The organism is Cohnella phaseoli, from assembly GCF_003386235.1.
Taxonomy (GTDB): domain Bacteria; phylum Bacillota; class Bacilli; order Paenibacillales; family Paenibacillaceae; genus Cohnella; species Cohnella phaseoli.
Map to the genome: position 1 here is coordinate 311,083 of NZ_QRDZ01000005.1, position 25,138 is coordinate 336,220.

Annotated in this window: 18 protein-coding genes; 11 read left to right on the forward strand and 7 right to left on the reverse strand. The window is 56.6% G+C overall.

Translation table 11 applies throughout. The features are described 5' to 3' along the window. Window positions 1–52 precede the first annotated feature (52 nt). Complete coding sequence (locus DFP98_RS08920) at window positions 53–2,305, forward strand: helix-turn-helix domain-containing protein (protein WP_116060217.1); 2,253 nt, start codon at window positions 53–55, stop codon at window positions 2,303–2,305. A 27-nt stretch (window positions 2,306–2,332) separates the two neighbouring features. Next, window positions 2,333–3,319, forward strand: a complete 987-nt coding sequence (locus DFP98_RS08925; protein ID WP_116060218.1) for a zinc-dependent alcohol dehydrogenase — start codon at window positions 2,333–2,335, stop codon at window positions 3,317–3,319. A 199-nt stretch (window positions 3,320–3,518) separates the two neighbouring features. On the opposite strand, the gene fdhD is transcribed toward DFP98_RS08925, so the two are convergent. Then, entirely contained in the window at window positions 3,519–4,361 is an 843-nt protein-coding gene (gene fdhD, locus DFP98_RS08930; RefSeq protein WP_116060219.1) for a formate dehydrogenase accessory sulfurtransferase FdhD, read from the reverse strand. Beyond that, a complete protein-coding gene (locus DFP98_RS08935) occupies window positions 4,358–6,721 on the reverse strand; it encodes an FdhF/YdeP family oxidoreductase (RefSeq protein ID WP_116060220.1) in 2,364 nt (787 codons plus the stop codon). Before DFP98_RS08935 ends, fdhD begins: the two co-directional genes overlap by 4 nt. A 206-nt stretch (window positions 6,722–6,927) precedes the next feature. On the opposite strand from DFP98_RS08935, the gene DFP98_RS08940 reads away from it, so the two are divergent. The 4 genes from DFP98_RS08940 (at window position 6,928) to DFP98_RS08955 (ending at window position 10,217) form a co-directional block, all read left to right on the forward strand. After that, a complete protein-coding gene (locus DFP98_RS08940; RefSeq protein ID WP_116060221.1) occupies window positions 6,928–7,812 on the forward strand; it encodes an AraC family transcriptional regulator in 885 nt (294 codons plus the stop codon). Between the two features lie 91 nt (window positions 7,813–7,903). Further along, entirely contained in the window at window positions 7,904–8,497 is a 594-nt protein-coding gene (locus DFP98_RS08945; RefSeq protein ID WP_116060222.1) for a TetR/AcrR family transcriptional regulator, read from the forward strand. Next, window positions 8,494–9,699: a twin-arginine translocation signal domain-containing protein gene (locus DFP98_RS08950; RefSeq protein WP_116060223.1), complete on the forward strand. Its 1,206-nt coding sequence runs from the start codon at window positions 8,494–8,496 to the stop codon at window positions 9,697–9,699. Before DFP98_RS08945 ends, DFP98_RS08950 begins: the two co-directional genes overlap by 4 nt. Before the next feature lie 89 nt (window positions 9,700–9,788). Then, on the forward strand, window positions 9,789–10,217 hold the full coding sequence (locus tag DFP98_RS08955; RefSeq protein ID WP_116060224.1) for a hypothetical protein: 429 nt from the start codon (window positions 9,789–9,791) through the stop codon (window positions 10,215–10,217). 264 nt (window positions 10,218–10,481) lie between these two features. Here DFP98_RS08955 and odhB read toward each other — a convergent pair whose 3' ends face one another. Together odhB and DFP98_RS08965 are read right to left on the reverse strand one after the other, a co-directional pair. Further along, the gene (odhB, locus tag DFP98_RS08960; RefSeq protein ID WP_116060225.1) at window positions 10,482–11,726 is read right to left on the reverse strand and encodes a 2-oxoglutarate dehydrogenase complex dihydrolipoyllysine-residue succinyltransferase; all 1,245 of its coding nucleotides are present in this window, start codon (window positions 11,724–11,726) and stop codon (window positions 10,482–10,484) included. A gap of 5 nt (window positions 11,727–11,731) precedes the next feature. Beyond that, complete coding sequence (locus DFP98_RS08965) at window positions 11,732–14,626, reverse strand: 2-oxoglutarate dehydrogenase E1 component (RefSeq protein ID WP_116060226.1); 2,895 nt, start codon at window positions 14,624–14,626, stop codon at window positions 11,732–11,734. A 287-nt stretch (window positions 14,627–14,913) separates the two neighbouring features. On the opposite strand from DFP98_RS08965, the gene fliD reads away from it, so the two are divergent. Beyond that, the gene (fliD, locus tag DFP98_RS08970; protein WP_116060227.1) at window positions 14,914–16,146 is read left to right on the forward strand and encodes a flagellar filament capping protein FliD; all 1,233 of its coding nucleotides are present in this window, start codon (window positions 14,914–14,916) and stop codon (window positions 16,144–16,146) included. A gap of 209 nt (window positions 16,147–16,355) precedes the next feature. Here the strand turns inward: fliD and DFP98_RS08975 are convergent, their stop codons facing one another. Both DFP98_RS08975 and DFP98_RS08980 read right to left on the reverse strand, forming a co-directional pair. Then, window positions 16,356–17,210 carry a 1,4-dihydroxy-6-naphtoate synthase gene (locus DFP98_RS08975; protein ID WP_116060228.1) on the reverse strand — a complete coding sequence of 285 codons (855 nt, stop codon included), beginning with the start codon at window positions 17,208–17,210 and terminating at the stop codon, window positions 16,356–16,358. Next, window positions 17,207–17,863: a futalosine hydrolase gene (locus DFP98_RS08980; RefSeq protein ID WP_246016467.1), complete on the reverse strand. Its 657-nt coding sequence runs from the start codon at window positions 17,861–17,863 to the stop codon at window positions 17,207–17,209. Before DFP98_RS08980 ends, DFP98_RS08975 begins: the two co-directional genes overlap by 4 nt. Window positions 17,864–18,009: 146 nt before the next feature. On the opposite strand from DFP98_RS08980, the gene DFP98_RS08985 reads away from it, so the two are divergent. Both DFP98_RS08985 and DFP98_RS08990 read left to right on the forward strand, forming a co-directional pair. Further along, window positions 18,010–21,078, forward strand: a complete 3,069-nt coding sequence (locus tag DFP98_RS08985; RefSeq protein WP_116060229.1) for a hybrid sensor histidine kinase/response regulator — start codon at window positions 18,010–18,012, stop codon at window positions 21,076–21,078. Beyond that, window positions 21,050–22,162: a response regulator gene (locus DFP98_RS08990; RefSeq protein WP_116060230.1), complete on the forward strand. Its 1,113-nt coding sequence runs from the start codon at window positions 21,050–21,052 to the stop codon at window positions 22,160–22,162. Before DFP98_RS08985 ends, DFP98_RS08990 begins: the two co-directional genes overlap by 29 nt. Before the next feature lie 53 nt (window positions 22,163–22,215). On the opposite strand, the gene DFP98_RS08995 is transcribed toward DFP98_RS08990, so the two are convergent. Next, complete coding sequence (locus tag DFP98_RS08995) at window positions 22,216–23,094, reverse strand: AraC family transcriptional regulator (RefSeq protein ID WP_116060231.1); 879 nt, start codon at window positions 23,092–23,094, stop codon at window positions 22,216–22,218. 121 nt (window positions 23,095–23,215) lie between these two features. Between DFP98_RS08995 and DFP98_RS09000 the strand changes: the two genes are divergently transcribed. Further along, window positions 23,216–24,277 carry a Gfo/Idh/MocA family protein gene (locus tag DFP98_RS09000; RefSeq protein WP_116060232.1) on the forward strand — a complete coding sequence of 354 codons (1,062 nt, stop codon included), beginning with the start codon at window positions 23,216–23,218 and terminating at the stop codon, window positions 24,275–24,277. Further along, entirely contained in the window at window positions 24,274–25,134 is an 861-nt protein-coding gene (locus DFP98_RS09005; RefSeq protein WP_116060233.1) for a sugar phosphate isomerase/epimerase family protein, read from the forward strand. The genes DFP98_RS09000 and DFP98_RS09005 overlap by 4 nt, the downstream gene beginning before the upstream one ends. Window positions 25,135–25,138 lie beyond the last annotated feature (4 nt).

Here is a 25,138-nt window from a genome sequence, read left to right on the forward strand (position 1 = left end):
GCTTTCGGCGAACTAAGGAGATGCGCATCATGAAGGAAAGGGATGAGCGGCGGTGAGAAAGCTATTCAAAAATCTGGGCGTACTGCAAATTTTCCTGTCTATGCTGTCGGTCATCGCCATCATGCTCGCCTCTTCTTATTTCGTGTATCAAAATTCGATTTCCGGCATTTTCGAGAAAGTCAGTGAGAACAACGCGCTTGCGGCCAAATCTCTCGTGCAGTCGTTCGATAACAACTTCCGCACGATCAACAACATCATTCATTCCATTCACGGTCTGCCCCCTTACGACGATCTTGGGACGGCCGATGAGGGCCGCCTGGATATGAGCAAGGTGTACACGATGGTGGACAATTTGTCGACACTGGTGTCGACGGCGGAATTTATAGAAGAAGTAGTCGTTTCCTATCCGGGAGCCAATCTTGCGATTACGTCCAAAGGAACGAGCAGCTTTACGTTTTTCTTCGACGAGCAGTACAAGCACGAGATGTACAATGCGAGCTATTGGCGTACGTTCGCCGCGACCAAGCATGCGTTTAAGGTGTTCCCGGAAGCGGATTTTTCCGTGCTGACGACAGCGGGCCAGAAGCCGCGGCATAAGAAGTTTCTGGTCGCCGTAGGCGGAAACAAGGTGCAGATGTCCAGCAAAAACGTGATGATGCTGATCGACGTGGATGTCTTTATGCAGCACGCGAACCGGAAAACGATGATTCCCGGAGCGTCCTTGATCGTGTTGGACCAGGATCGGAACACCATTCTCAGCACCGACAAGGAGCTGGATCTGGTGAACGTGCTGAGCGACGTCTATTTTAATGCGGATCGGGAAGCGTCCATTACGCGGGAAAATTACGAATACAACTTCTATCAGTCGGAATATAACGGATTTATTTATATCGACAAAGTTCCTTACGAGTTTAAAAACTTGAATACGGTAGCCAGAGCCAATCTGTTGATTATGGGTTCGGCGATCGCGTCGGCGGTGCTGCTGTCGGTTTTCCTTAGCGTGTACTTGAACCGTCCGGTCAAGAGCATTCTTAAGCTGCTTGGGGGCGGGAACAGCAAAGGCAACGATTTTCGGAAAATTTATAGCGGAATCGTGAAGCTGAAGACGGAAAACGAGGATTTCAGAGATCAGGCGGCGCATGACGAGACCGATTTGCGCAGAGGGGCATTCCTGCAGTGGCTTGACGAGTCCGTCCAGAGCGAAGAGCGGCAATGGCGCATGCAGAGAAGTTACCCGGAATTTTTCCGGGAGAAGCATTTCGCCATGGCGCTTATCGAATTTGGCGCGAAGGAGCAGGACAGTCGCCTGGCCCTGCCCGCAGCCGAGCTGGAAAATGCAATTCGGCAAGGGTTAAGGCGAGAGAACGTCGAGGCCCAGGTGTTCCATACGGGAAGCTCGCAATTTGTCGCCGTCATCGGGCTTAAACATCCCGGCGAGAGAGCGGGGATGATCAAGGGCATCGAGGCTTATTTGGAACGCTCGGAGCGGGAAACCTGGGAGGGCTTCGCACTCCGATGCTGCGTCAGCAAGCCGTATCCAAGCGAGCTTGAGAATGGACCGCGCGCTTATCGCGATATGATGGGCGGTCGGCGATCCCGCAGCATAATCGATGCCGACAGGGTGACGGACGCAGCGAAAATTCAGTACGCGCGGACGATCCATTTTCCGATCGAAAGCATGGAGAAGCTGTCCAATCTGTTGGCCAGCGGCAAGGCGGAGGAGAGCGTTCGCGCGATTCGCGACATGATGGAGGAGAATCGGCAGCGCGGCGTTTCTCATCATCAGTTCGTGCATATCGCCAAGACGATTTTATACTCGATGCTGCGACATGCGGGAGATTCGTCGGACGCCGAGCGTCTGTACGACCTGGAACGCCGAGTTTGCGAGCGGATCGAGTCCGCTATGGAATATGGGGAGATTGAACGGACGTTGATTGAGGCAGCCCAAGTTTTGGCGGGATTGGGCGGCAAGGAGAAGCTTAGCAAGCTGAATCCGGCGTTTATCGCCCAGTACGTCGAGCTTCATTATATGGAAAATATGTATCTGGATCATATTGCGGAAGTAACAGGGACGACTCCGAAATATTTCTCGAGCTATTTCAAGAAGACGTTCGGCGTGAACTACGTGGAATATCTTAATAAGATCAGGCTGTCCCATGCGAAAGAGATGCTTAGGGACAGAAGCCTGTCGATTGCGGAAATTGCCGAGAAGACCGGTTACTTAAACGCGTCAACATTCACGACGACGTTCCGGAAATACGTAGGAGTGTCCCCTAGCGAGTATCGCAAGCAATATGAAAGCTGAATGCGATTATTCGGGAGGTCATCGTAGATGCAGGGAATCGTTACAAGGCAGGGGAGAGTCGCTCTTGAGCAGCTGGAGACGCCGACTGTGAGGGAGGGTCATATTCTTGTTCGAACCGAGTTTTCGGCGATCAGTCCTGGCACGGAACTAAGCATCGTTAAGCGGGCGCCGGAGCAGTCGGTTAATTTGGGCTACAGTGCCGTTGGTATCGTGGAGCGGGTCGGAGAGGGAGCGGACGCCGGCTTGCTCGGCAAGCGGGTCGCCTGCTACGGCGCGCCTTATGTGCATCACGCCGAGCGGCTTGCCATGCCGACGAATTTAACGGCGCTTGTTCCCGACTCCGTCGCGGCGGAGGAGGCGGCGTTCGGCGGGCTGGGCGCGATTGCCGTGCATGCGCTTCGGGTTGCCCGGCTCAGCTTCGGAGAGTCGGTTGCTGTCGTTGGCTTGGGGATACTGGGGAATCTGATTGCGCAAATTGCCCATGCGGCAGCCTACCGCACGTTCGGAATCGATCTCGATCGGGCGCGCGTCGAGCAGTTGAAGCGGCTGGGAGTAAAGACTGTGTACGAGGAGGAAGCGCGGCTGGAGGAAGCAATGACGGCGCTCACCGGCGGCATTGGCGTCGATGCCGTTATGGTCTGCGCCAGCGGTCCGGGCGAGCGTCTGCTGAACAAGGCGCTGCAATGGATTCGCCCGCAGGGTAAAGTAGTCGTCGTCGGCGATGTGACGATGGAATTTTCCCGCGAGCTGCTGTTCGCCAAGGAAGCGCAAATGCTTATTTCGCGCGCCGGCGGACCGGGGAGATACGATGCGGCTTACGAGAGGGACAATTGCGATTATCCGATCGGTTATGTGCGCTGGACGGAAGGGCGTAATCTCGGGGAGTATATTCGTCTTCTTTCCGAAGGAAGGATAACGACAAAGCCGCTTGTCACCGGCATATATCCGTTGGCGCAAGCCCCCGAAGCTTATGCGGGAAGCCCCGGGGCGCTGGCGACTCTGATAAGCTATTAGCTGCGTAAGTTGAACCAAATATACATCGAAGAAAGGACCCAATGGAATGGAGAAAGGGAATGGTTTTGCCGCGAGTTTTGGCTTTGGGCTGCTTACCTCTATCGTTCTTATTGATCCAAGCAGCCCAAAACAACCTGTCTGAAGTCGGCAAAACCATCCCTTTTGCAATGAAATGGGCCTCCCCTTCATTGGTTCAACTTTACATAGGCATGACGATCCGCTGCGGATGCGTATACACGTTTAACGAGTCCGCGCGGATGAAGCCGACGCAGGTGATGCCCAGATCGTCGGCGAGGCGCAGGGCGAGATCGGTCGGCGCGGACTTGGACAGCAGAATCGGGCAGCCGATCTTCGCCGCCTTCAACACGACCTCGGAGGAGAGCCGCCCGCTGAAGGCGATGATGCGCCGCTTTGTCGACAGACCGCGGCGCAGGCAGTGGCCGAACAGCTTGTCGAGCGCGTTGTGGCGGCCGATGTCGGCGCGCACGACGAGGCCGTCGCCTGTCTCGTCGCACAGCGCCGCATGGTGGATGCCGCCGGTCAGATGGAAGCCCGCCGAGCTGGCTTGGAGTCTGCTCATCAGCTCAAAGCAGCGCTCGGCCGGGATTGCGGCTCCTCCGGTTATCGTTCTGGCTGTACGGGCATCGTTGTGAAAATAAAACTGTCGACTCTTGCCGCAGCAGGAGCCGATAATTCGTTTGGAATGCAGTTCCTTGGCCGTGGATTGCGGCCGCTGCAGCTCGACGTAGGCGAAGCCGCGCTGCTCGTCGAGAGACCAGTTGCGGATATCGTCTGCCTCGCGGATAACGCCTTCGGAGGCTAGAAAGCCGAAGACGAGATCCGCCAAGTCGTCCGGCGAGCAGACCAATGTCGCAAACTCCTCTCCATCCAGCCGGATCGTCAGCGGGAACTCCGCCGCGATCTCGTCCTCCTTTTCCTCGATATCCCCGCCGCTCAGTCTGAGCGTTCGCCATGCGATGCTGGAGCGGTTTTCCGCTTCCGGTTTTGTTTCCTCTCTTGTCTCCTCGCGATGTTCGCTCATTCCGGCACCTCAAGCTCCAATTCGGCAATTCTTCGTTCGACGTAACGAGTATCCTTCAGCGCATGATACGTGTCCGCCTTCTCGACGATAACGGCCGCGTTGTATTCCGGAATGCCGGCATAAGGCTCGTAAACGCCTTTGGGCAGCAGCACGTTCCCTTCCGGCCAGTACAGCTCGATGTTGCCGGGAGCAATGTCGGCGGACTTGGCCCGCCCGTGAAAAACGCCGTACCGATTGTAGGCGACAATCGCGTCGCCCGTGCGAAGATGAAGCTGCGCGGCGTCCTCGGCGTTCATGAGCACATCGTAGCGATCCGCTCCGTTAAACGGATCGATCTCCCCGTATACCATCGAATTAAACTGCTTGCCGCGTCTTGTCGTCGCATAGAACCGTCCCTCCGGTTTGCGCAGCTCGGGCAGCTCGATCGGCAGCAGCCGTCCCCGGCCGTCCTCCGTCGGACAGACGCCGCCTTCGCACAGCCAGGCGTTGCCCCATTGGAACACGTCTCCCTGCTTTTCCAGTCGTTCGATCCCGGCGTAGTTCGGCGCGGCCAGCGCAATCTCCGCACGAATGCTTGCCGCGTCCTTAAACGCGGCTCCTGCGGCTTGGCCTTCCGTTGCCGGCTTGACCCGCAAAGCCAGTTCGCCATAGATCGACCACTCCGGCCGGGCTTCCGGCATTCGCGGACCGGGAATCTCCGGCGAGAAATAAACGATGCGCTCCGTAGACGTCGACGTTCCGCCGCCCGGCTGCTCGTAGCGCGTCATCGCGGGCAGCACCCACACCTCTTCGCGCGCGTCGGCCAAGGTGGAGGTATTGAACACGATGTCCTGGTGCACGCGCAGCTCGACGTTTTCGAGGCAGCTTCTGACGAAGTCCGGCTCGGGCATCGTTTCGAGGAAGTTGCCTCCGGACGTGTAGAACAGCTTCAGTCTGCGCTCGTGGTCGTCCGGCAGCAGCGCATTCTCCAGCGAGACGCCGACGATATCGCCCTGCCACTTGGGCAGCTCGAAGCCCCACAGCTTCTCGATCCGCCCGATGTCCGTGCCGGCGAACTCTCCGCCGGGCAAGCTGAACGGGTCGGCGCCCATCTCGCCGGAGCCTTGCACGCCGCTATGGCCGCGAATCGGCATGACGCCGCAATGCTCGCGTCCGAGGAAGCCGCGCAGCAGCGCCAGATTGGCGACCTGCGAGACGTTGTCGGTGCCGAAGCGATGCTGCGTCAGCCCCATGCTCCAGACGAAGATGCCGGAATGCGAGGCCGCCAACAGCCGGGCGAACTGGCCGATTCGCTCGCGCGATAAGCCGGAGGAGCGCTCAAGCGTCTCCCAGTCTTGTTTGTCTACGTGCGATCGCAGCTCCTCATAGCCTGACGCATGCTCGCGGACGAATGCATGATCGATCGCCGAGCCCGGTTTCTCCGCCTCCATCTCGAACCACGTCTTCATCACGCCGTTCATAAAAGCGATGTCTCCGCCGATATTGACCTGGTAGAAGTCGTCGGCCAGCTTCGTTCCGAACAGGGCGGATTCCGCGATCGAAGGGATCCAGTAGCCTTCCATCGCAGGCTCGCGGTAAGGATTGATGACGATGATTTTGGTTCCTTTGCGCTTGGCCGCATACATGTATTTGGTCGATACCGGCTGGTTGTTCGCCGCGACGCTGCCCCAGAAGACGAGCACGTCGGTGCCGATCCAGTCCTTGTAATTGCAGCTTGAAGCGCCGATGCCGAGCGATCGCTTCAGCGCCGTCTTCGAAGGGGAATGGCAAATCCGCGAGGCGTTGTCGATATTGTTCGTGCCGATGTATCGAGCCGCCTTCGCCGCTGCATAGTAAGACTCGTTCGTAATGCCGCGCGCGGTAAGGTAGAAGGCGAGCTGCTTCGGGTCGATGGAGCGAATTTTGCCTGCGATTCGCTCCATGGCTTCTTCCCATGTGGCGCGGCGGAAAGCTCGTTCTCCGTTGCGCCGAACGAGCGGGTACGGGATGCGGCCCAGCTTGCGAAGCTGAGCGCTGTCTAGCTTCCGCAGCTCGTCGATGTCGGCGTGCAGCGTCTCGGGCTTCATCGCGGGCATCGTGTTCAGCCGCAGCACGTTAAGCCGTGTCGTGCACAGATGCGGGCCGGTTAACGTCTGGTCGTACAGGCCCGCCACTCCCAATGCGCACCCGTCGCACACGCCCCGGGTCAAAATCCGATACGCATAGGGGAGGTTGTCGCGATTGTCCCACATCACCTTCACCGTGTCGCGAATATGCTTAGGCTTTATTTTTCCCAGTCCGAACGGCACTTTGCTGACCCACAGCTTCGGATCGGGTCTGCCGGGCAGCTTAATTCTTCCGGTATGTTTGGTCGTTCCCACTTGGTCATCCCTCGTCTCCGCGTCGCATCCGTCTGCCGATGGCAGGGGCGTTGATAGACTTATCTTAACAAGAAAACGCATACAGCAGCAATTGGGAGTTTGCTCGCGGCAGGCTTAACGGGAGAGAACCTGCAAAACGGGGCACGAAAAGTCGGATGGGCGGCTGCGGCTTTTGTTAGGCTATATTTAGGAAGGAGGCGCTCAAGATGAATTTTCTGGAGGGCATGAACGCGGCGCTCGGCTATATCGAGGATCGGCTGGCGGAGGAGATCGATTATCAGGAAGTTGCCAGGCGGGCTTATTGTTCGGAATATCATTTTAAGCGGATGTTCTCGTCCTTGGCCGGTGTATCGCTGTCGGAATACATTCGCCGCAGGCGGCTGACGCTTGCCGGGCTTGAGCTGATCGGGAGCGGAGAGAGAGTATTGGACGTCGCGGTAAAGTATGGCTACAGCTCCGCAGATGCGTTCGCCAGAGCGTTCCAGACGGTTCACGGCATGACGCCGTCGGAAGCCCGCAGCGGCAGCCGGACGCTCAAAGCGTATCCCCGCCTTACCTTCCAGCTAACTGTAGGAGGAGGAGATGCCATGCATTATCGGATCGTGGAAAAGGAAGCTTTTCGTCTTGTCGGCGTTATGAAGCGGGTTCCCATCGTTTTTCAGGGGGTTAACCCGGATATTGCGGCGTTGGCGCAGAGTTTGGATGGGGAAGGGATTGCGGAGCTTAAGCAGCTCTCGAACGTGGAACCGCGTGGGATGATCAGCGCTTCGGCCAACTTTTCCGAAGGGAGAATGGAAGAGCGGGGCGAGCTCGACCATTATATCGGAGTGGCGACGACGGAGGATTGTGGGGAGCGCTGGGCGCAGTTGGAGGTGGCGGCTTCTACGTGGGCCGTGTTCGAGGCGGTCGGTCCGTTTCCCGCCGCGCTGCAGAACGTATGGGGCCGAATCTATTCCGAATGGTTCCCGTCGTCCAGCTATGAGCTGGCTGTCGGCCCGGAGGTGCTCTGGAACGAAAGTCCGGACACTTCCTCGCCGACTTACCGGAGCGAGATTTGGATTCCGGTTAGGCTAAGGGAGAGGATGGAGTAGAACTTGTCATTTTAATTCGGTAACAATTGACAAACCGTCTTATTTTCGCTTAAATTAGAGTAAATACTCTAATTGTGGGCGGTGGGAAGGTTTGAACGCCAAGGAACGCATCGTGCAAGCGGCGGCGGTTTTATTCAACGAGCAAGGGACAGGCAAAGTTTCGACGAATCATATCGCCGCCGCGGCCCATATGAGCCCGGGAAACCTGTATTATCACTACAAAAATAAAGAGGAAATCATCGAAGCCATCCTCGACCGGATGTATGCGGAGTGGAACCCCGTATGGGAGCTGCCGGACGAACCCGTCACGAGACAAACGCTGCATGATCGGCTGCTGCGAAACTTCGAAATTTTGTGGCAGTACCGCTTCTTCTATCGGGAAGCGGTCGCGCTGCTGCAGGCGGACGAGCGGCTTAAGCAGAAGCATATTCGCATGACGGAGAGTCGGATGGCGGAACAGGAGCGGTTCGCGCACCGGTTCGTCGTTGACGGCGTCTTGCGGTTTCCGGAAGGTTTCGCAGACGTGCGCAAGCTGGTTACAGCGTGTTGGATCGTGGCGAACAACTGGCTGGCCTTTCTGGAGATGAACGGGGAGGCTGTAGACGCTCGGAGTTTCGGAGAGGGACTAGAGCTGATCTGGACGATTCTAGGACCTTATTTGGCGGAGGGGGAGACGGGGAAATGACGATGATGTCGCGTAGAAGTTTTCTGAAAGGGGCAGCTGCAGTCGCAGCATTGGTATCGGTAGGGGGTGTAACGCATGCCGTGAAGCAGGGGGCGTTCTCTACGGGAACCGGGCCGGCGTACGAGCCTTGGCATACGTGGGAGAACGTGGAGGAAGGAGACTTGCCGCTGCTTCGCATCGTCCGGGCGGCGGTGCTGGCCGCGAATGCGCACAACACGCAGCCTTGGCTGTATCGCATCGGAGACCGCTCGATCGATTTGTTTGCGGACGTCTCCCGCAACATCGGAACGATCGATCCTTGGTTGAGGGAAATGTATATCAGTCTGGGCTGCGCCGTCGAGAATGCCGCACTGGCTGCCCGGGCATACGGATATCAGCCGAGTATTAAGCTGTATTCCGGCGGATTGGAGCGGATTCATGTCGCGGGAATATCGCTTGAGGAAGGGCTGGAAGAGCCTTCCGAGCTGTACCGGGCGATTGGTAATCGTCACACGAATCGCGCGGCGTACGACTCGGAGAAGCCGGTAGAGGATTCGGTTATGAGTGAGCTGGAAAAGCTGACCGATGTGCAGGATGACGCTCGTATCGTCTGGTTTGCCGACGATGCCGGCAGGAGGGAAATGGGCAAGCTGATCGTCGGCGCTACGGAAGCGGTCGCAAGCGATCGGAATCAGTCTGCGGACAGTCATCGATGGTTTCGGAACGACTGGGGCGAAATTCAGAGGCACAAGGATGGCCCTACCATGGATGCAACGGGCAATTCGTCCTTTACGCGCTTTATCGGCAAGCTTTTCCCCGTATCCGAGCAAACGTCCAACGACTATTGGATGAAGGCGACGGAAAATACTTATGTCGCTACGGCGTCGGCCTTCGGTACAATCGCGATCAAGGATCAGACGGATCGCGTGCAATTGATGCAGGCGGGCAGACTGTGGCAGAGAATGCATCTGTGGACGGCCGCAAACGGCCTGGCGGCACAGCCGTTAAACCAGCCGCATGAGCGACGGGATCGCGAGCTGCAGCTTGGCATTGAACCGGTATTCGGCCGGGAATTGGCTCGTCTTGTAAACAAGCCCGGATACGAGGGAGTGTTCACCTTCCGTCTAGGTTATCCCATCAGCCGAGGGCTTCCTAGTCCCCGTCGCTCCGCGGAAGAGGTGCTTTTAGGCGCCTCGAATCCGACTCCTTCGCCTTCTCGGTAAGCCCGAGCGGCTTGTCCGAAAACGAGATGCCAACCTTCCGCGGATTTGATACAATGGAGCTATCCATCAGGAAAGGAGGGAAAGCTACCGTGGATCAAGAGCTGAAAGTGATACTGGAGTCGATTCAAGGCGAACTGAAATCCGTGAAGGAAAATCAGGTAACGTTTGCGAAAGAGGTCAATCAGCGATTTGACGGGATTGACAGCAGGTTTAATGAAGTTGACGACAGATTTAACAGAATTGACAACAGGTTTAATGAAGTTGACGACAGATTTAACAGAATTGACAACAGGTTTAACGAAGTTGACAACAGGTTTAACGAAATGGACGGCAAACTGGGCGAAATTAAGAGTCAGTTGGATCGAATTGAAGCCGAATCCAACGATGACATCGTTGCCCTGCTCGAAACCATCAATGGAAAGCTTGAGACGCTCGCTACGAAAGAAGATGTCGAATATTTGGCAGGGCGAGTAGGCAGAACGGAGCTGGAGATCGATCGGCTCAAGCGCGCGAAATGAGAGTAAGTTTGTACAGTCTGCAAGATGAAGGCTTCTTAGATCAGTCCTCTTTATAACCCGCCGGTATATGCGCAATACATTTCAAATCTGAACCTATGCAAGCTCAATTGTTCGAGGGACCCCGAGGTACTCGAACACTCCCGCCAATCCGACCCCCACTAAGGGAGCACAATAAGAAAACGGCCGCTATCGCCGAAGCCGTCCCTGAAGGGATGAGCAGCGCGAGCAGCAGCCGTTTTTGTTATTTATGCGGAGATCTGTGAATTAGCCTTCAAGCAGCAGCGTTTCCGGATCTTCAAGCATTTCTTTGATTTTGACCAGGAATTGAACAGCCTCTGCGCCGTCGACGATTCTGTGGTCGTAGGAGAGTGCGATGTACATCATCGGACGGTTCTCCATGCGCTCTGCGTCGATCGCGACAGGGCGAAGCTGGATTTTGTGCATGCCGAGAATGCCGACTTGCGGTGCGTTCAAAATCGGCGTCGACAGCAAGGACCCGAAGGTGCCGCCGTTCGTAATGGTGAACGTGCCGCCTTGCAGCTCGGACAATTCCAGCGTATTGTTGCGGGCCTTGCCAGCCAGTTGCACGATCGAGCGCTCGATTTCCGCGAAGCCGAGACGGTCGGCATCCCGAACGACCGGAACGACCAAGCCTTCTTTCGCCGACACGGCGATGCCGATATCGTAATATTTCTTGACGATGATGTCGTCGCCGCTGATTTCCGCGTTCAGGTGAGGGAACGCCTTAAGCGCGCCAACGACAGCCTTCGTGAAGAAGGACATGAAGCCGAGGCCGACCTCGTGCTTCTCCTTGAAAGAGTCTTTACGACGCTTGCGAATTTCCATAATCGCGCTCATGTCGACTTCGTTAAATGTCGTCAGCATAGCTGCCGTATGCTGCGCTTCGACCAGACGCTTGGCGATCGTCATGCGACGACGGGACATGCGCTTGCGTTCTTCCGGCTTGTTGGCGTTGGAAGTCGGCTTGTCGATCGCTGCTGGAGCGGCCGGCGCGGCTTGCGGAGCGGCAGCAGTTCCTGCCGAAGCGACGTCGCTGGCGTGAATACGGCCGATCGGATCGCGAGCAGGTACCGCGTTCAGGTCGATGCCCTTCTCGCGAGCCAGCTTGCGCGCCGCCGGCGTAGCCAGAGTTGCGCTGCTGCCTTCGTTCGAAGAAGGGACGGCTGCAGGGGCCGAAGCGGGAGCTGCAACAGGCGCAGCCGCTTGCTCTTGCGCTGGAGCTGCTGCCGGAGCTGCAGCAGCCGGCGCGGCGCCTGCTGCGCCGATTCTGCCAACCGGATCGCCGATTTTGACAGTGTCGCCTTCGTTGGCCAAAATCTCGGAAATTACGCCGTCCTGTTCAGCGCTGATTTCCAGGTTGACTTTGTCGGTTTCCAGCTCAAGCAGGAGGTCGCCTTGTTTGACGCTGTCTCCAACTTTAACGAGCCATTTCGAGATCGTTCCTTCCGTAATGGATTCGCCCATCGCCGGTACAAGAATGTCATGCATTGAAGTTACCTCCCGGATTTAACTGCGGATTTCGTTTTTTTCTTCTGGACCAAAGTTTGGTTGATAATGAACTGTTGTTCGAACGTATGGATTTGTTGATAGCCGCTTGCCGGGCTCGAGCGCTTCGGACGACCGTTATAAGTAACGGATACTTTGACGTTATCGACAAGCTCGCGCAGACGAGGCTCGATGTAGCCCCACGCGCCCATATTTTTCGGCTCTTCCTGAACCCAGAGCATTTCGGACAAGTTCGGGAAGCGGCTGATGATCGCCTTAAGCTCTTGTTTCGGGAACGGGTACAACTGCTCTACGCGAACAATGTGCAGCCAGTCGCGATTCGTATCCGGCGTCTTGGAGAGCTCTTCGGCCAAGTCGATGGCGACCTTGCCCGTGCAAAGCACGAGACGCTCCACTTTATCCGGTTGGCTGCCGAGTCCGGGCTGCTCGAGCACGGTCTGGAACGTTCCTTCGCTCAGCTCTGCCGCAGACGAAGCGACGTAAGGATTACGAATCATGCTTTTTGGAGCCATCAGCACGAGCGGACGAGCTTGATCCGTATTGAGGATCGAGGCTTGCCGACGCAGCAGATGGAAGTATTGGGCCGCGCTCGACAAGTAAGCGACCGTCCAGTTTTCTTCGCCCGACAGCTGCAGGAAGCGCTCAAGCCTTGCGCTGGAGTGCTCCGGCCCTTGGCCTTCATAGCCGTGAGGAAGCAGCATCGTCAAGCCGGAACGCTGCGTCCATTTCGATTGGCCTGCCGATATAAACTGATCGATCAGCACTTGCGCCGAGTTGGCGAAGTCGCCGAACTGCGCTTCCCAGATCACCATCGTTTCCGGGGCGAACACATTATAGCCGTATTCCAATCCAAGTACGCCGGCTTCCGACAACGGGCTGTTATGGATGGCGAACGAAGCCTTCGCCTCGGGAATCGCGTGCAGCGGGCAGAACGTATCTCCGGTTTCCGTATCGTGCAGCACAAGGTTGCGGTGAGCGAACGTCGCTCTCTCCGCATCCTGTCCGCTAAGACGAATAGGCGTACCGTCGGCGAGAATCGAAGCGAAAGCAAGCGTCTCGGCATGGCTCCAATCGACCTTCTCGCCCTCGTTCAGCGCGTCTGCGCGGCGTTCGAGAATCCGCTTGAGCTTGCCGTATACGGTGAACGTTTCCGGGAATTGCAGCAAACCTGTGTTGATGCTGCGCAGCTTATCCATCGGCACGGCGGTTACGGGCTTCGGCGCGTCGAGCGAGAATTCCGGAGGATGCGAAGCGCGCACCGGGGAGCCGCCTTCCTTGCCCTTCATTTGCTCATAGGCGTCCTTCAGCCTGTTCTGCACGTCGCGCTTGATTTGCTCGACGGCTTCCTCGGACAGAACGCCTTCGCGAGCCAATTTCTCTCCGTACAAGCGGGCGACGTTGGCGTGAGCTCTGACCTTCTTATAAATAAGAGGCTGGGTCGTTTCCGGATCGTCCGTCTCGTTGTGGCCGTAGCGACGGTAGCCGATCAGATCGATAACGAAATCCTTCTTGAACAGCGTCCGGTATTCACTGGCCATTCGCGCCGCTGCGATAACCGCATCCGGCTCGTCGGCATTCACGTGGATAATCGGGATTTCGAAGCCTTTGGCCAAGTCGCTCGCATAATGCGTCGAACGGGAGTCTTGGCTTTCGGTCGTAAATCCGATCCGGTTGTTGGCGATAATATGGATCGTTCCGCCGCATGTATAGCCTTTAATATTGTTGAAGTTCAGCGTTTCCGCGACGATGCCTTCGCCGATAAACGCGGCATCGCCATGAATAAGAATAGACGCCGCTTGTTCGAGCTTCAATACAGGATAACCCGGAGCGGAGCGGTCTTCTTGAGCCGCGCGGGCGAAGCCGCCTACAACCGGGTTGACGTATTCCAAGTGGCTCGGGTTGTTGGCGAGAATAATGCGGGTTTCCGCGGTTTCCCCGGAAGTGATCGAACGATTGGCTCCGAGATGATACTTCACGTCTCCGGTCCAGCCGTAGTTGATGCTGAGCGAACCTTCCGCCGGATTGAGATTTTTGTTCGGCGCATGATGGAACTCGGCGAAGATGGCGCTGTAAGGCTTGCCCAAAACGTGAGCAAGCACGTTAAGACGACCGCGATGCGCCATTCCCATGGCGATATGGCGGGCGCCGTCATTGGTAAGCTCATGTACAATCTCGTCGGTTAACGGAACGAGCGATTCGATACCTTCGGCGGAAAAACGCTTCTGACCGACAAAAGTGCGCTGAAGGAAATCTTCGAACTGCTCCGCTTCAAACAGCTTTCTTAGCAGCGATTCGCGTTCGGACGCGAGCAGCTTCGTGGACGGGATAACGTACTCGGCTCGTTGGCTGAGCCACTTCCGTTCCTCTTCGACGTGGACGTGGCCGAAATCGAAAGCGATCGGGCCGGTGTATACCTGCAGCAGCTTCTGCACGGCCTCCCAGGCGTTGTTCAGAGGATAAGGAGCGTCTTCCCATATGCAATCGGGCGGGAGCTGCTTCAGATCGGCCTCGGTAAGGCCGTAAGTAGCGGGCTCAATCATTTCCGTATTGGCTTTCGGACTGAGTCCCAGCGGGTCGATGTCGGCGGCCAAATGGCCGAACGAACGTATATTCCAAGCCAGTTGACCGGCTGCGATAGCTTTTTTAAGCAAATTGGCGTCGAGTGCGATCGATCCGCCGGCAGTCTGCGGCGCGTTGGCCGGGGAGGCTGCGGGATCGTCTAAGCGAGGCGGAGCGCCGTATTGGGCGAATAGCTCGCGGTACTGGGGACTTACCGCTTCCGGGTTTTGAAGATAGATGTCGTACTGCTCTTGGACGTAACCGAGATTGGGGCCAAAAAACTGCTTCCATAATTCTTGCAAATTTCCATTGTCTACTGACATTGTGCATCCCTCTGCATTCATGTTAGTCATACACGGGTGCCATGACGCTATGTGCGCACCTGATACCATTCTAATGCATTTTTATGTTCGGAAATAGTCATTATTGTGCATAGGAATGATCTATAAAATAGATCGATCCTCGTTTGACCTCATAAAGATTAGGTTCCCGCGCATGATCTGCTTCTATACTTTGTCAACTGGATAATTGTGCAAATTCGAGGAGGGTGTTATAGTTAGCCATAGATGGGTATTGAACGGATATAACTTAATGAAGGGAGAGAATTGAGATGATCTACTCGGCAATGAACTCCGTCCAAGCTTTAAAACCGGTTTCCCCTTATATGTATTCTCCATTTCAGCAAGCCGGATACCGTCAATCGACCGGAATGTGGGCTCAAGCTACGCCTTATCAGGAATACGTCAAGAAGGCGGCCGCGGGCATTGCCGATTTTCTGGAGTCGGCGGGCAAGCTTCAGCAATCGGCGCAAGGGCTAAGCCGTAAGACGGACTTGCCCTTTCAGGCAAGAGAGACGACATCTTCGAACCCCTCGGCAATTTCGGTCCAAGCGAAGGACGGCGCTTCGGCACAGTCGTATCGCGTACAGGTTTATTCTCTTGCATCCGCGCAGAAGAACGCCGGAACGCAGATGGCGCGCGACGATCAGGCGACAGGGCTGCAGAGCGGCGTACAGAGCCTGAAGCTGTCGATCGGCGGCCGGGAGAAGACGGTGTCGGCGAACATTGCGGACACGGATACGAACGAGCAGGCGCTAAGCAAGCTTCGCGACGCGATCAACGGAGCCAAGACGGGCGTCACCGCCAAGCTTGTAACGGATCAGCAGAGCGGCACGACCAGATTGGAGCTTTCCGGCGATCGAACGGGTACGGACAATTCTTTTACGGTGACGGACGAGACGGGCAACGCCGCCGCATGGTCGGGAATTTCCGCAGTGAAGGAGCAGGCGGAGAACGCCTCGTATTCGGTGAATGGCGCCGCGGCCCAGTCGTCCCAATCGAACGCGATCGATCTTGAAAAAGGCAAAGCGACCGCCACGCTGCTCCAAACGACGGAATCGGCCGCTACGATAGATGTGCGAGTCGATAGTAAGAAAGCATTGGAGCAGGCGAATAAGCTGATCGACAATTATAATGAAACGATAAATCGGCTGAAGGACGCTGCGGGCTACGTGAATCCGCTCATCCGCAAAAGCTTTGACGGAGCGGTAAGCGGCTCTGAATACGGAGCGATCGGCATTCGCAAAAACAGCGACGGCACGCTGCGGCTGGACGAGAAGACGCTTCAGGCAAGCTTGAGCGCGGATCCCCAGCGAGCGGCGCGGGCGCTGGGCGGAATCGCCAGAGGACTGGAGAAGGAAGCCGCGCGTTTCCAGGACGTGCCGGCCAGCGGTCTGCTGAACAAGAATATGATGGCCTTGCAGCAATTCGCCTCCTATCAGTCGACGATGCAATCCTATCTGCAAATTCCGACGACAGGCCTTCTGGTCAACAGCTTCTTTTAATAAAAAAGTCGCGCGTCTCCCGAACGACAAGTTCAGGGAAGCAGCGCGACTTTTTTGTTAGGGCGTGTCTGAAAACCCGCTCAGGGGCATCTTTCACCGCCTGGTGCGTCACTTTTGCTTGACGTACCCCCGGTACGCCTTCACAAAAGTTCCTTGCATGGAACGAAAATTCGGCAAAATCTGCTACCCTCGGAGTATTCAGACACGCCCTAGGAACGAAGCTTGTCTAGATCCATCTTCGGCACGAGGTCTTCCTCCATGGCCCGTTGCAGCAGCGTAGTTACGGCAGCCAGGCCGTCGTCCCCCAGATTGGCTGTAAATTCGTTGACGTACAGGTCGATGTGCGATTTGGCTACCCGCGGATCCATCTCCTGCGCATGCTCCATGACGTAATCTCGGGAAGCTTCAGGATGCCGCCAAGCATAAGCGACGGATGCTTGAATCCAATCGCGAATCTGCTGCAGGTCCAGGGAGCGACGGGCAATGATCGCGCCGAGCGGAATCGGCAGACCGGTATCGCTCTCCCACCAGCTGCCCAAGTCGACGATTTGCGACAGGCCGTATTCCTGGTAAGTAAAGCGAGCTTCATGAATGACCAGCCCGGCATCGATCCGACCGTCGCGAACGGCAGGCATGATTTCGTGGAACGGCATGACGACGATTTCGCCTACGCCTCCCGGTACGTGCCGAGCCGCCCATAGCCTGAACAGCAAGTATGCCGTGGAGCGCTCGCTCGGGACGGCTACCCGTTTTCCGGACAGCGCCGCGCCGTCAGCTTCCGCCGATGGGGACGAGTCGTTCGCTCCGGCTTTGAGCACGAGCGGTCCGCAGCCTCTGCCCAGCGCTCCGCCGCATGGCACCAGTCTGTATTCAGGCAGCGCCCACGGCAAAGCGGCGTAAGAAATTTTCAGAATGTCGAGCTCGTCCGAGCTTGCGGCAAGACGGTTCGTAATGTCGATGTCGGCATAAGTGACTTCGAATTTCGGCGCTCCCGGTACAAGACCGTGAACAAGCGCGTGGAAAACGAACGTGTCGTTGGGACATGGCGAATAAGCGATTTTCATAACGATAGTACCTCCTCGAGATGTGTGCTGGCCGATTCCAGCGCAGCAAGGGCTTCGCCGATGCGCCATGCGGCTCTGTCGCGCGGTCCGACCGCGTTGGAGATGGCCCGTATTTCCATGAAGGGAATGCCGAAGCGGCTCGCCGCCTCGGCAACGCCGTAGCCTTCCATCGCTTCGGCGGCCGCTCCCGGAACTCTCGCTGCCAACAGCTCCGCCGTCTCGGCTGTTCCCGTCACCGTCGACAGCGTCAAGACGGGACCGCAATGCGTCGGAATTCCCGAGCTGCGAAGCGAATTCGTAAGCCGCGAGGCGAGCGCGGCGTCCGCACCCACCCGATTTGTGCCGAAGCCCAGCTTGTCCACTCCAGCGAAGCCTTCCGGGGTTTCGGCTCCAAGATCGGCTGCGACCGATTCGCTGGCGACGACGATCGACCCGATTGGCGCGACGTTCGCAAAGCCGCCCGCGATTCCGGCGCTGACGACGAGTCCGTAATCCGCGTCCTTCCCGGCGAGCGCGAGCGCCGTGCTCGCTGCCGCGGCGGCCGGCCCGACGCCGGCAACCGTCACCTCGACATTCGAGTTTCCGCGCAGTCCCCTTACCACTGCATCTTTTTCCGCCTCAACGGCAGTTAACACCAATATTTTTCGAGACATATCGGCTACCTCTCCTTTCTGAACCAAGACAACACCGAACTTGCCTGCCTGATTAAGTATAGTCCTCCTCCCCTGCAGAGTAAATCGTTCGCGCGAGTCGCAAAAAGAGGATCGAATCCGCTCCCCGATTGTTATATGATGGAGGCATGAACAAATCATTGACGATATTGCTGGGGACTATTTTCCTGTTCGTCTTCGTAACGGGTATTAATATGTTTACTTGGCTTAATCCGCTGGCAGAGTATCCCGAGGCGAAAGACGGAGTGCTGGACTCGTCCGGCTGGAACTATGGCGAACGCGGGATTATTCCATTGAGCGGCGAATGGGAGTTCTATGAAGGAATGCTGCTGCGGCCGGAAGACTTTCGCGGAGATGGCGCGGCTCGCCTGAAGGGGCAAAGGAAGCTCGCCGAAGTTCCGGGGAATTGGAAGGGAATGGTCGGATCGAAAGGTCAGGACGGCTACGGCGCAGGTACATACCGTCTGCTCGTACATGTGGGCGAGTCGGAATCGTTTAGTTTGCGGGCGAAGAAAATCCGCTTGTCCAGCCGTGTGTTTATGAATGGGGAGGATCTAGGGGGCAATGGCCGTCCGGCGCTGAACGAGGAGCAATTCGTTCCGAGCAACCTTCCATTTTTCGGGACGGCCGCGGCAAGGGACGAAACGGTGGAGATCGTCATTCAGGTTGCAAGCTTTCAGTTTATCGAAGGCGGGCTGGTGCAAGCGCCGGAGTTCGGCCTGACCGGAGACGTGATGAACCGCCGCGATCATTCCCGTCTGGCCGACATGATTCTCGTGACGACGATGTTTGTCTTCGGGTTGTATTACGTCGGAATGTTTAAACAATGGCGCCAAGAGCGGCACCTGATGCATTTTTGTTTGTTCTGCTTGTCGACGGGGCTGTTTTTTTCAATCGATAACGAAATTTTGGCTACCGCGCTCGTTCCGGGCCTCTCCTTCCCTTTGCTGCAGAAGCTGATCTTCTTGTTTGCCTATTTGACGTTCGTGTTTTTCGGGCTGTATGTCTATCGCTATCTGGGCGAGAAGAACAACTCCCTCTATTTATGGCTGTGCAAGTTCGGCTTTGTCTACGTAGCGCTGTTTATGGTTGTTCCCAGCCGTTATTTGTCCATCTTCTGGCCAACTGCGTTCGCGCTGCAGATCGTCGCTCTCGGATTGATCATTTATGCGATTTTTCGCAATCATCGCCGCAGTCCGCATGACAGCTATTATATGCTGTTGGGCAGCTTTTTCCTGATCGTCACTTGGATTTACGGGCAAACCCGATATCATCTGGCGTTGGACAATCCGTATTACATGATTGTGACCCCGCTGCTGCTCGTCTTTTCGCAAGCCTTTCTTATGTCGGACCGGCTGCAGACGGCCGTTCGGAAGAGCGAGCGCTTAACGGCGCAACTGCTCCAGTACGATCGCCAGAAGGACGAATTTTTGGCGAAAACGTCGCACGAGCTGCGAACGCCGCTTCACGGCATCGTGAATTTATCGCAAGCGCTGCTGGACGATCGGGACGCGCCGTTGCAGGAGGAGCAGCGCGAGAACATACGAATGCTGCATCTTCTGGGACGCCGGCTCTCGGGTCTGGTGCACGATATTCTGGATTTGAATCGGATACGTCACGGTCAGCTCGTTATCCAACCGACTTTGGTTGACGTGGCGATGTCGGTGCGCTTCGTCATCGAGACGCTCTCCATTGCTTCGACCAACCGGGACGTCAAGCTGGTCAATGCGCTCCCGTCGACTCTTCCGCTGGTGAGGGCGGACGAAAACCGGCTTAGACAGATCTTGCACAATTTAATGGAGAACGGCCTGAAATATACGGAAAAGGGCACTGTGCGGGTGACGGCGGAACGGCGCGGCGGAGAGCTGGCGATCTCGGTGACCGATACGGGGAACGGCATTCCCCGGGAAATTTTGCCCGGCCTGTTCGAGCCGTTCTTTCAATACAAGGAGGGACAGGGCAAAGCTCTTGATTCGGGCCTAGGCCTTGGACTGAGCATTTCCAAGCAATTGACGGAGCTGCAGGGAGGAAGGCTCGAGATTGAATCCGAGGTTGGAGTCGGCTCGAAGTTTACGTTTACGTTGCCTATCGATGCCGGAGCGGAGGAGGCTGCCGCTGCGACTGCCGAGCCGGAGATGCCCGCGTTCCCCGGCCTCTCCGGGATGACGCATCACGAACCGGGTCAGCAATTTCATATTTTGATCGTAGACGACGAGCCCTCCAATCTGAAAATTTTGATCCATGCGGCGTCGGCCATGGGCTATGGATACACGGCGGTCGGCGGCGGGGAGGAGGCGCTTGCTGCGCTGCTGCGTCATCCGAAACCCGATCTGGTGCTGCTCGATCTCATGATGCCGGGGCTTTCCGGGCTCGACGTGTGCCGGGAGATTCGAACGCTGCACGGCTTGGCGGAGCTTCCGGTGCTAATGCTCACCGCATCGGGGCAGACCGGCGATACGATGGCTTCGTTTGCCGCGGGGGCGAACGATATTTTGCAGAAGCCGTTCGAGCTGGCCGAGCTGAAGGCGAGGGCCCAGTCCTTGCTTGCGATGAAGAATTCATCCGAGCAAGCGGTACGAAGGGAGATGGATTTTCTCCAGGCTCAGATCACGCCCCATTTTCTCTATAACAGCATGAATGCGCTAGTTGGACTTAGCTATAAGGACGTAGACAAGCTCAGGGAGACGATACATCACCTGACGACGTATTTGCGGGCGAAGTTCACCTTCGTTTTTCAGGGACAACGAGTGGAATTGGAGAGAGAGCTGGAATTAGTCAAAGCTTATCTTGCCATCGAGCAGCTTCGTTTCGGCGATCGGCTGCGGGTCTGCTATCAGATTGAAGAAGGGAGCAGTTGCATGCTGCCTCCCCTTACGCTGCAGCCGATCGTAGAGAATGCCGTCCGACACGGCATCGGGCCTAAGCCCGAGGGAGGCATTCTGAATATTATCGTTAGCCGTAACGAGAACTCCGTGCAAATTCTGGTGGAAGACGACGGCGTCGGTATGGACGAGCAGACGCTGGATGCGTTGGATAAAGGACAAGCGGGCGGCGTCGGCATTCGCAACGTGAACAGGCGGCTGCAGATGCTGTACGGAGGGAAATTGGAGTATCGCAGTCTGGCCGGGCGCGGCACGCAGGTCAAGCTGCATATACCGGAGGGAATCTATGCTAAGAGCGCTGTTGATAGACGATGAAGAGATTGCCCTCGACGTTCTGGAAATATTGCTCCGAGAGATCGGGGGCGTCGAGGTCGTCGGAAAATTCGGCAAAGTGTTTGAAGCGGTGGATCAGGCGGAGTCGCTGAAGCCGGATTTGATTTTTCTGGATATCGAGATGCCTGGAATGAACGGGCTCGCAGCGGGAGAGCTGCTGAGCGGGCGCTGCCCCGAAGCCGAAATCGTCTTCGTGACCGCGTACCACCAATATGCGCTTGAGGCTTTCGACAAAAATGCGATCGGCTATTTGCTGAAGCCTGTTGCGAAAGACCGGCTGCGCAAAACGATTGAGCGGTACGAAACGCTTCGGAAGAAAGCGGCGAGAAGAGCGGCGGCGCCTTTGGACCAAGCAGAGCTAAGAGCGAGCGATCAGCCGCCTCAGTCGGTGTCGCCGCATAAGCTGAATTTGAAGGCGATGGGAAGCCTGGAACTGTACGACGGTGAAGGGCGCCTTGTCACTTGGCGAACGCGGAAAACCAAAGAGCTGTTCGCCTATTTGTGGAACCATGGGGGAGAGCCGGTCTATCGCTACCATATTCTCGATCATCTCTGGCCCGAGGTCGATTCCGAACGAGCCAAAGCGTTGTTTCATACGACGCTGTACAATGTGCGCAACATGCTGAGAGCGGAAGGCTTTGCGGATATGGTAGCGTTCGGGGATGAGCGTTATTGGATGCATACGGATCGCGTCAGCAGCGATATCGAACGGCTTGACGTCCTGATGCGGCGCGGGAATTTAGAGGATGCGGACGAGCTGCTGGCGCTGTATCGGGGAGACTATTTGGACACCGAGCATTACGATTGGGCTAATAGCAGAAGAGGCGAGCTGCGGGCGATGTACGTGCGTCATCTGGATCGACTCGCCGAAGAGGCGGACGGCTCCGGCCCTGTTCTGGGGCGGCTGCTGTGGAAACTGCTCGAGCTCGATCCTTATCGGAGCGGCGTTTATGAACGTTTGCTCCGGCATCTGCTCGAGGTCGGCGACGCGGCGTCCATTCGGAAGCTGGAAGGCTGGAAGCGGCAGTTGGACGGAGAGCTGGCTGACGGGAGCTATACCGGCTGAGGACATCCGCTGCAGCCCCAATAGGATGGGACTGCTCGTCGATGGATCTAAATCTAAAGGTCCCCGTTTCTCCACTCCGTCGGCGACATCTTCTTCAGCTTCTTAAACGTTCGGCTGAAATAGTAAATATCGCTGAATCCCGTCGCCATGGCGATCTCCGATATGTTCATGCTTTTGCCGCGAAGCATGTTCTCGGCTTTGTTGATCCGGATCAGATTGACGTATTCGATCAACGACTTGTCCGTGAGCTGCTTAAACAGCCGGCTGAAGTGGTAACGGCTCAGCCCGGCGATGCTCGCAAGCTGCTCGACGGATAGCTTTTCCTTATAATGATCGTCGATATAGGCGAATACCGGCGCGAGCCGTTCCAGTCCCTTCAGCCGGTGGCGGTACGCGTCCAGCTTGGACGTCGCGGCTACATATTTACGCACGAGCAGGGAAAGCAGGCCGTAAAGCTGGGATTTGACGGACAACTCGTAGCCTAGCTCCTGCTGATGAAGCTCATGGATGAGCGTTTGCATGCAGCGGTTGATCTCTTCGTCACCCGAGACGAGGTTCTGAAACAAAATCTGGTTGCGGGCAATGGGGGTAATAAACTTCGTCTCCACCGCGTCCATCGCATGGCTGTGCAGCAGGGAGATGTCCACGATCATCGCATAATAGGATAAATTCTCCGAAGTGCTGAAGCCGTAATGAAGCTCGTTGCTGTTCACGACGCACAAATCTCCGCTGCGGCAAGCGATTGGCGTAGAACCGCATTCAATCACCGCACTGCCCGAGGTGAAAAATAGAAATTCCATATGCTCGTGCCAATGGTGGACGAACAAGGTCTGACCGCTGACGAACTTATGTGAAAACGGAGGGTTTACTTTAATTGGGAAGGACGGATTGGGCATCGGCATCGGTTCTTTGTAATCCGCGTGTTTTTCCATCTGTCATCCTCCAACACAGCACGATTGTGCAAATAAAGAGCATGCTTTTACATGGTATCGGCACTTTATCACATTATAATACAAATTGAAAACAAATGTGAGCATAGGGAGTGTTGGGCAGGTGCAAAAAGTTCGAATTGGTGTCGTCGGTACAGGATCGATTTCGGAAATGCATTTGGGTTCGTACGCGCGCAATCCGGACGCGCAGATCGTCGCGATTTGCGACGTTAACGAGGCCAGAGCGCGTCAAGTGGCGGACAAGTACGGAGCGGACAAGGTGTACACCGATTACCGCGAGTTGCTCGCCGATGCGGACGTGGATGCGATCAGCATTTGTACTTGGAACAATACGCACGCTCCGATCAGCATCGCCGCTCTGAAGGCCGGCAAGCATGTGCTCGTAGAGAAACCGCTGTGCCGGACGATGGAAGAGGCTCATGAGGTCGAGGCGGCGGTACGCTCCTCCGGCAAGCTGCTTCAAGTCGGTTATGTGCGCAGATACGATCCGAACGTGAAGATGCTGCGCGAATTCGCGGATCAGGGAGAATTCGGCGAACTGTACTACGCCAAGGCGTCGACGCTGCGCCGGCTGGGCAATCCGGGCGGATGGTTCGCGGACGTCGAGCGCTCCGGAGGCGGTCCGCTTATCGATATCGGCGTTCACGTCATCGACTTGTGCTGGTATTTAATGGGCAAGCCGAAGGCAGTCGCGGTCAGCGCGAACACGTATCAGAAGCTGGGCAACCGTTCCAACGTCAAGCATCTCTCTTTCTATAAAGCGGCCGATTACGACGCATCGAAGAACACGGTCGAAGATCTGGCAAGCGCGATTATCCGCTTCGAGAACGGAGCATCCATCATGGTCGACGTCAGCTACTCGCTGCATGCGAAGAAGGACGAAGGCATGGTTCGGGTATACGGGGAAAAGGGAAGCTTCGAGATCGATCCCGAGGTTGTGATCGTGACCGAGAAGCATGACACGATTTTGAATATCCAGCCTCAGACCGACAGCACGGCCGGTTTCTCCGGCGATGCGGCGTTCCAGAACGAAGTCGATCACTTTGTCGACTGCATCGTGAACGGCACGGAGCAGATTAGCCCGGTCGAGGACGGCGTTGAGATTATGAAAATTTTGTGCGGCATCTACGAATCCGCGGCGAAAGGCGAGGAGGTTCGTCTATGAAGCTCGGGGTCAGTTCTTACAGCTTGTGGCAAGCGGTAGAAAAAGGAGAGCTGGACTACGTCGGCGTTGTCGCCAAGGTAGCGGAGCTGGGCGGCGAGCATGTCGAGATCGTGCCGCTGGGCGAGGTGAATCTGACGGCAGATCCTGCATTGGTCGAGGCGATTCGCAGCAAGGCGGCCGAAGTGGGCATCGACATTTCCAACTATGCGATCGGCGCGAACTTCGCAGGCTTGGACGACGAAGCGTTCGAACGTGAAATCGCGCGCGTCAAGCGCGAGGTGGACGTCGCGGCAGCGCTGGGCGCGAAGCTGATGCGCCATGACGTGGCGAACTCCGAGGATCGGTCCATCGCTCAATTTATGAAGGACCTTCCCAAGCTGGTGGAGGCTTGCCGCCAGATCGCCGACTATGCGGCGCAATATGGCATCACGACCAGCATCGAAAACCATGGCTACTACGTACAAGCGAGCGACCGGGTTCAGGCGATCGTGAACGAGGTCGCGCGGGACAACTTCCGTACGACGCTGGACATCGGCAACTTCGTCTGCGTCGACGAGAACCCGCTAGCGGGCGTGCGCAACAACGCCAAGATTGCGTCCATCGTTCACGTGAAAGACTTCTACATCCGGCCGGCCGAGAACAACCCCGGCGACGGCTGGTTCAAGTCGGCGAACGGCGCCTACCTGAGAGGCGCGATTGCCGGTCAAGGAGACCTCGACACTCGCGGCGCGCTGCGCATTGTGAAGGAGTCGGGCTTCGACGGTTATCTGTCCATCGAGTTCGAAGGCATGGAGCCATGCATTCAAGCGACGAAAATCGCTCTCGACAACGCCAGACGGATTTGGAATGAAATTTAATTAA

Excerpts from the sequence above, each read along its gene's own strand:
- fliD (WP_116060227.1), top strand. The coding sequence starts at position 14,914 with ATGATCTACTCGGCAATGAACTCCGTCCAAGCTTTAAAACCGGTTTCC.
- odhB (WP_116060225.1), bottom strand. The coding sequence starts at position 11,726 with ATGCATGACATTCTTGTACCGGCGATGGGCGAATCCATTACGGAAGGA.
- DFP98_RS09005 (WP_116060233.1), top strand. The coding sequence starts at position 24,274 with ATGAAGCTCGGGGTCAGTTCTTACAGCTTGTGGCAAGCGGTAGAAAAA.
- DFP98_RS08980 (WP_246016467.1), bottom strand. The coding sequence starts at position 17,863 with ATGTCTCGAAAAATATTGGTGTTAACTGCCGTTGAGGCGGAAAAAGAT.
- DFP98_RS08985 (WP_116060229.1), top strand. The coding sequence starts at position 18,010 with ATGAACAAATCATTGACGATATTGCTGGGGACTATTTTCCTGTTCGTC.
- DFP98_RS08925 (WP_116060218.1), top strand. The coding sequence starts at position 2,333 with ATGCAGGGAATCGTTACAAGGCAGGGGAGAGTCGCTCTTGAGCAGCTG.
- DFP98_RS08950 (WP_116060223.1), top strand. The coding sequence starts at position 8,494 with ATGACGATGATGTCGCGTAGAAGTTTTCTGAAAGGGGCAGCTGCAGTC.
- DFP98_RS08990 (WP_116060230.1), top strand. The coding sequence starts at position 21,050 with ATGCTAAGAGCGCTGTTGATAGACGATGAAGAGATTGCCCTCGACGTT.
- DFP98_RS08940 (WP_116060221.1), top strand. The coding sequence starts at position 6,928 with ATGAATTTTCTGGAGGGCATGAACGCGGCGCTCGGCTATATCGAGGAT.
- DFP98_RS08975 (WP_116060228.1), bottom strand. The coding sequence starts at position 17,210 with ATGAAAATCGCTTATTCGCCATGTCCCAACGACACGTTCGTTTTCCAC.
- fdhD (WP_116060219.1), bottom strand. The coding sequence starts at position 4,361 with ATGAGCGAACATCGCGAGGAGACAAGAGAGGAAACAAAACCGGAAGCG.
- DFP98_RS08995 (WP_116060231.1), bottom strand. The coding sequence starts at position 23,094 with ATGGAAAAACACGCGGATTACAAAGAACCGATGCCGATGCCCAATCCG.
- DFP98_RS08965 (WP_116060226.1), bottom strand. The coding sequence starts at position 14,626 with ATGTCAGTAGACAATGGAAATTTGCAAGAATTATGGAAGCAGTTTTTT.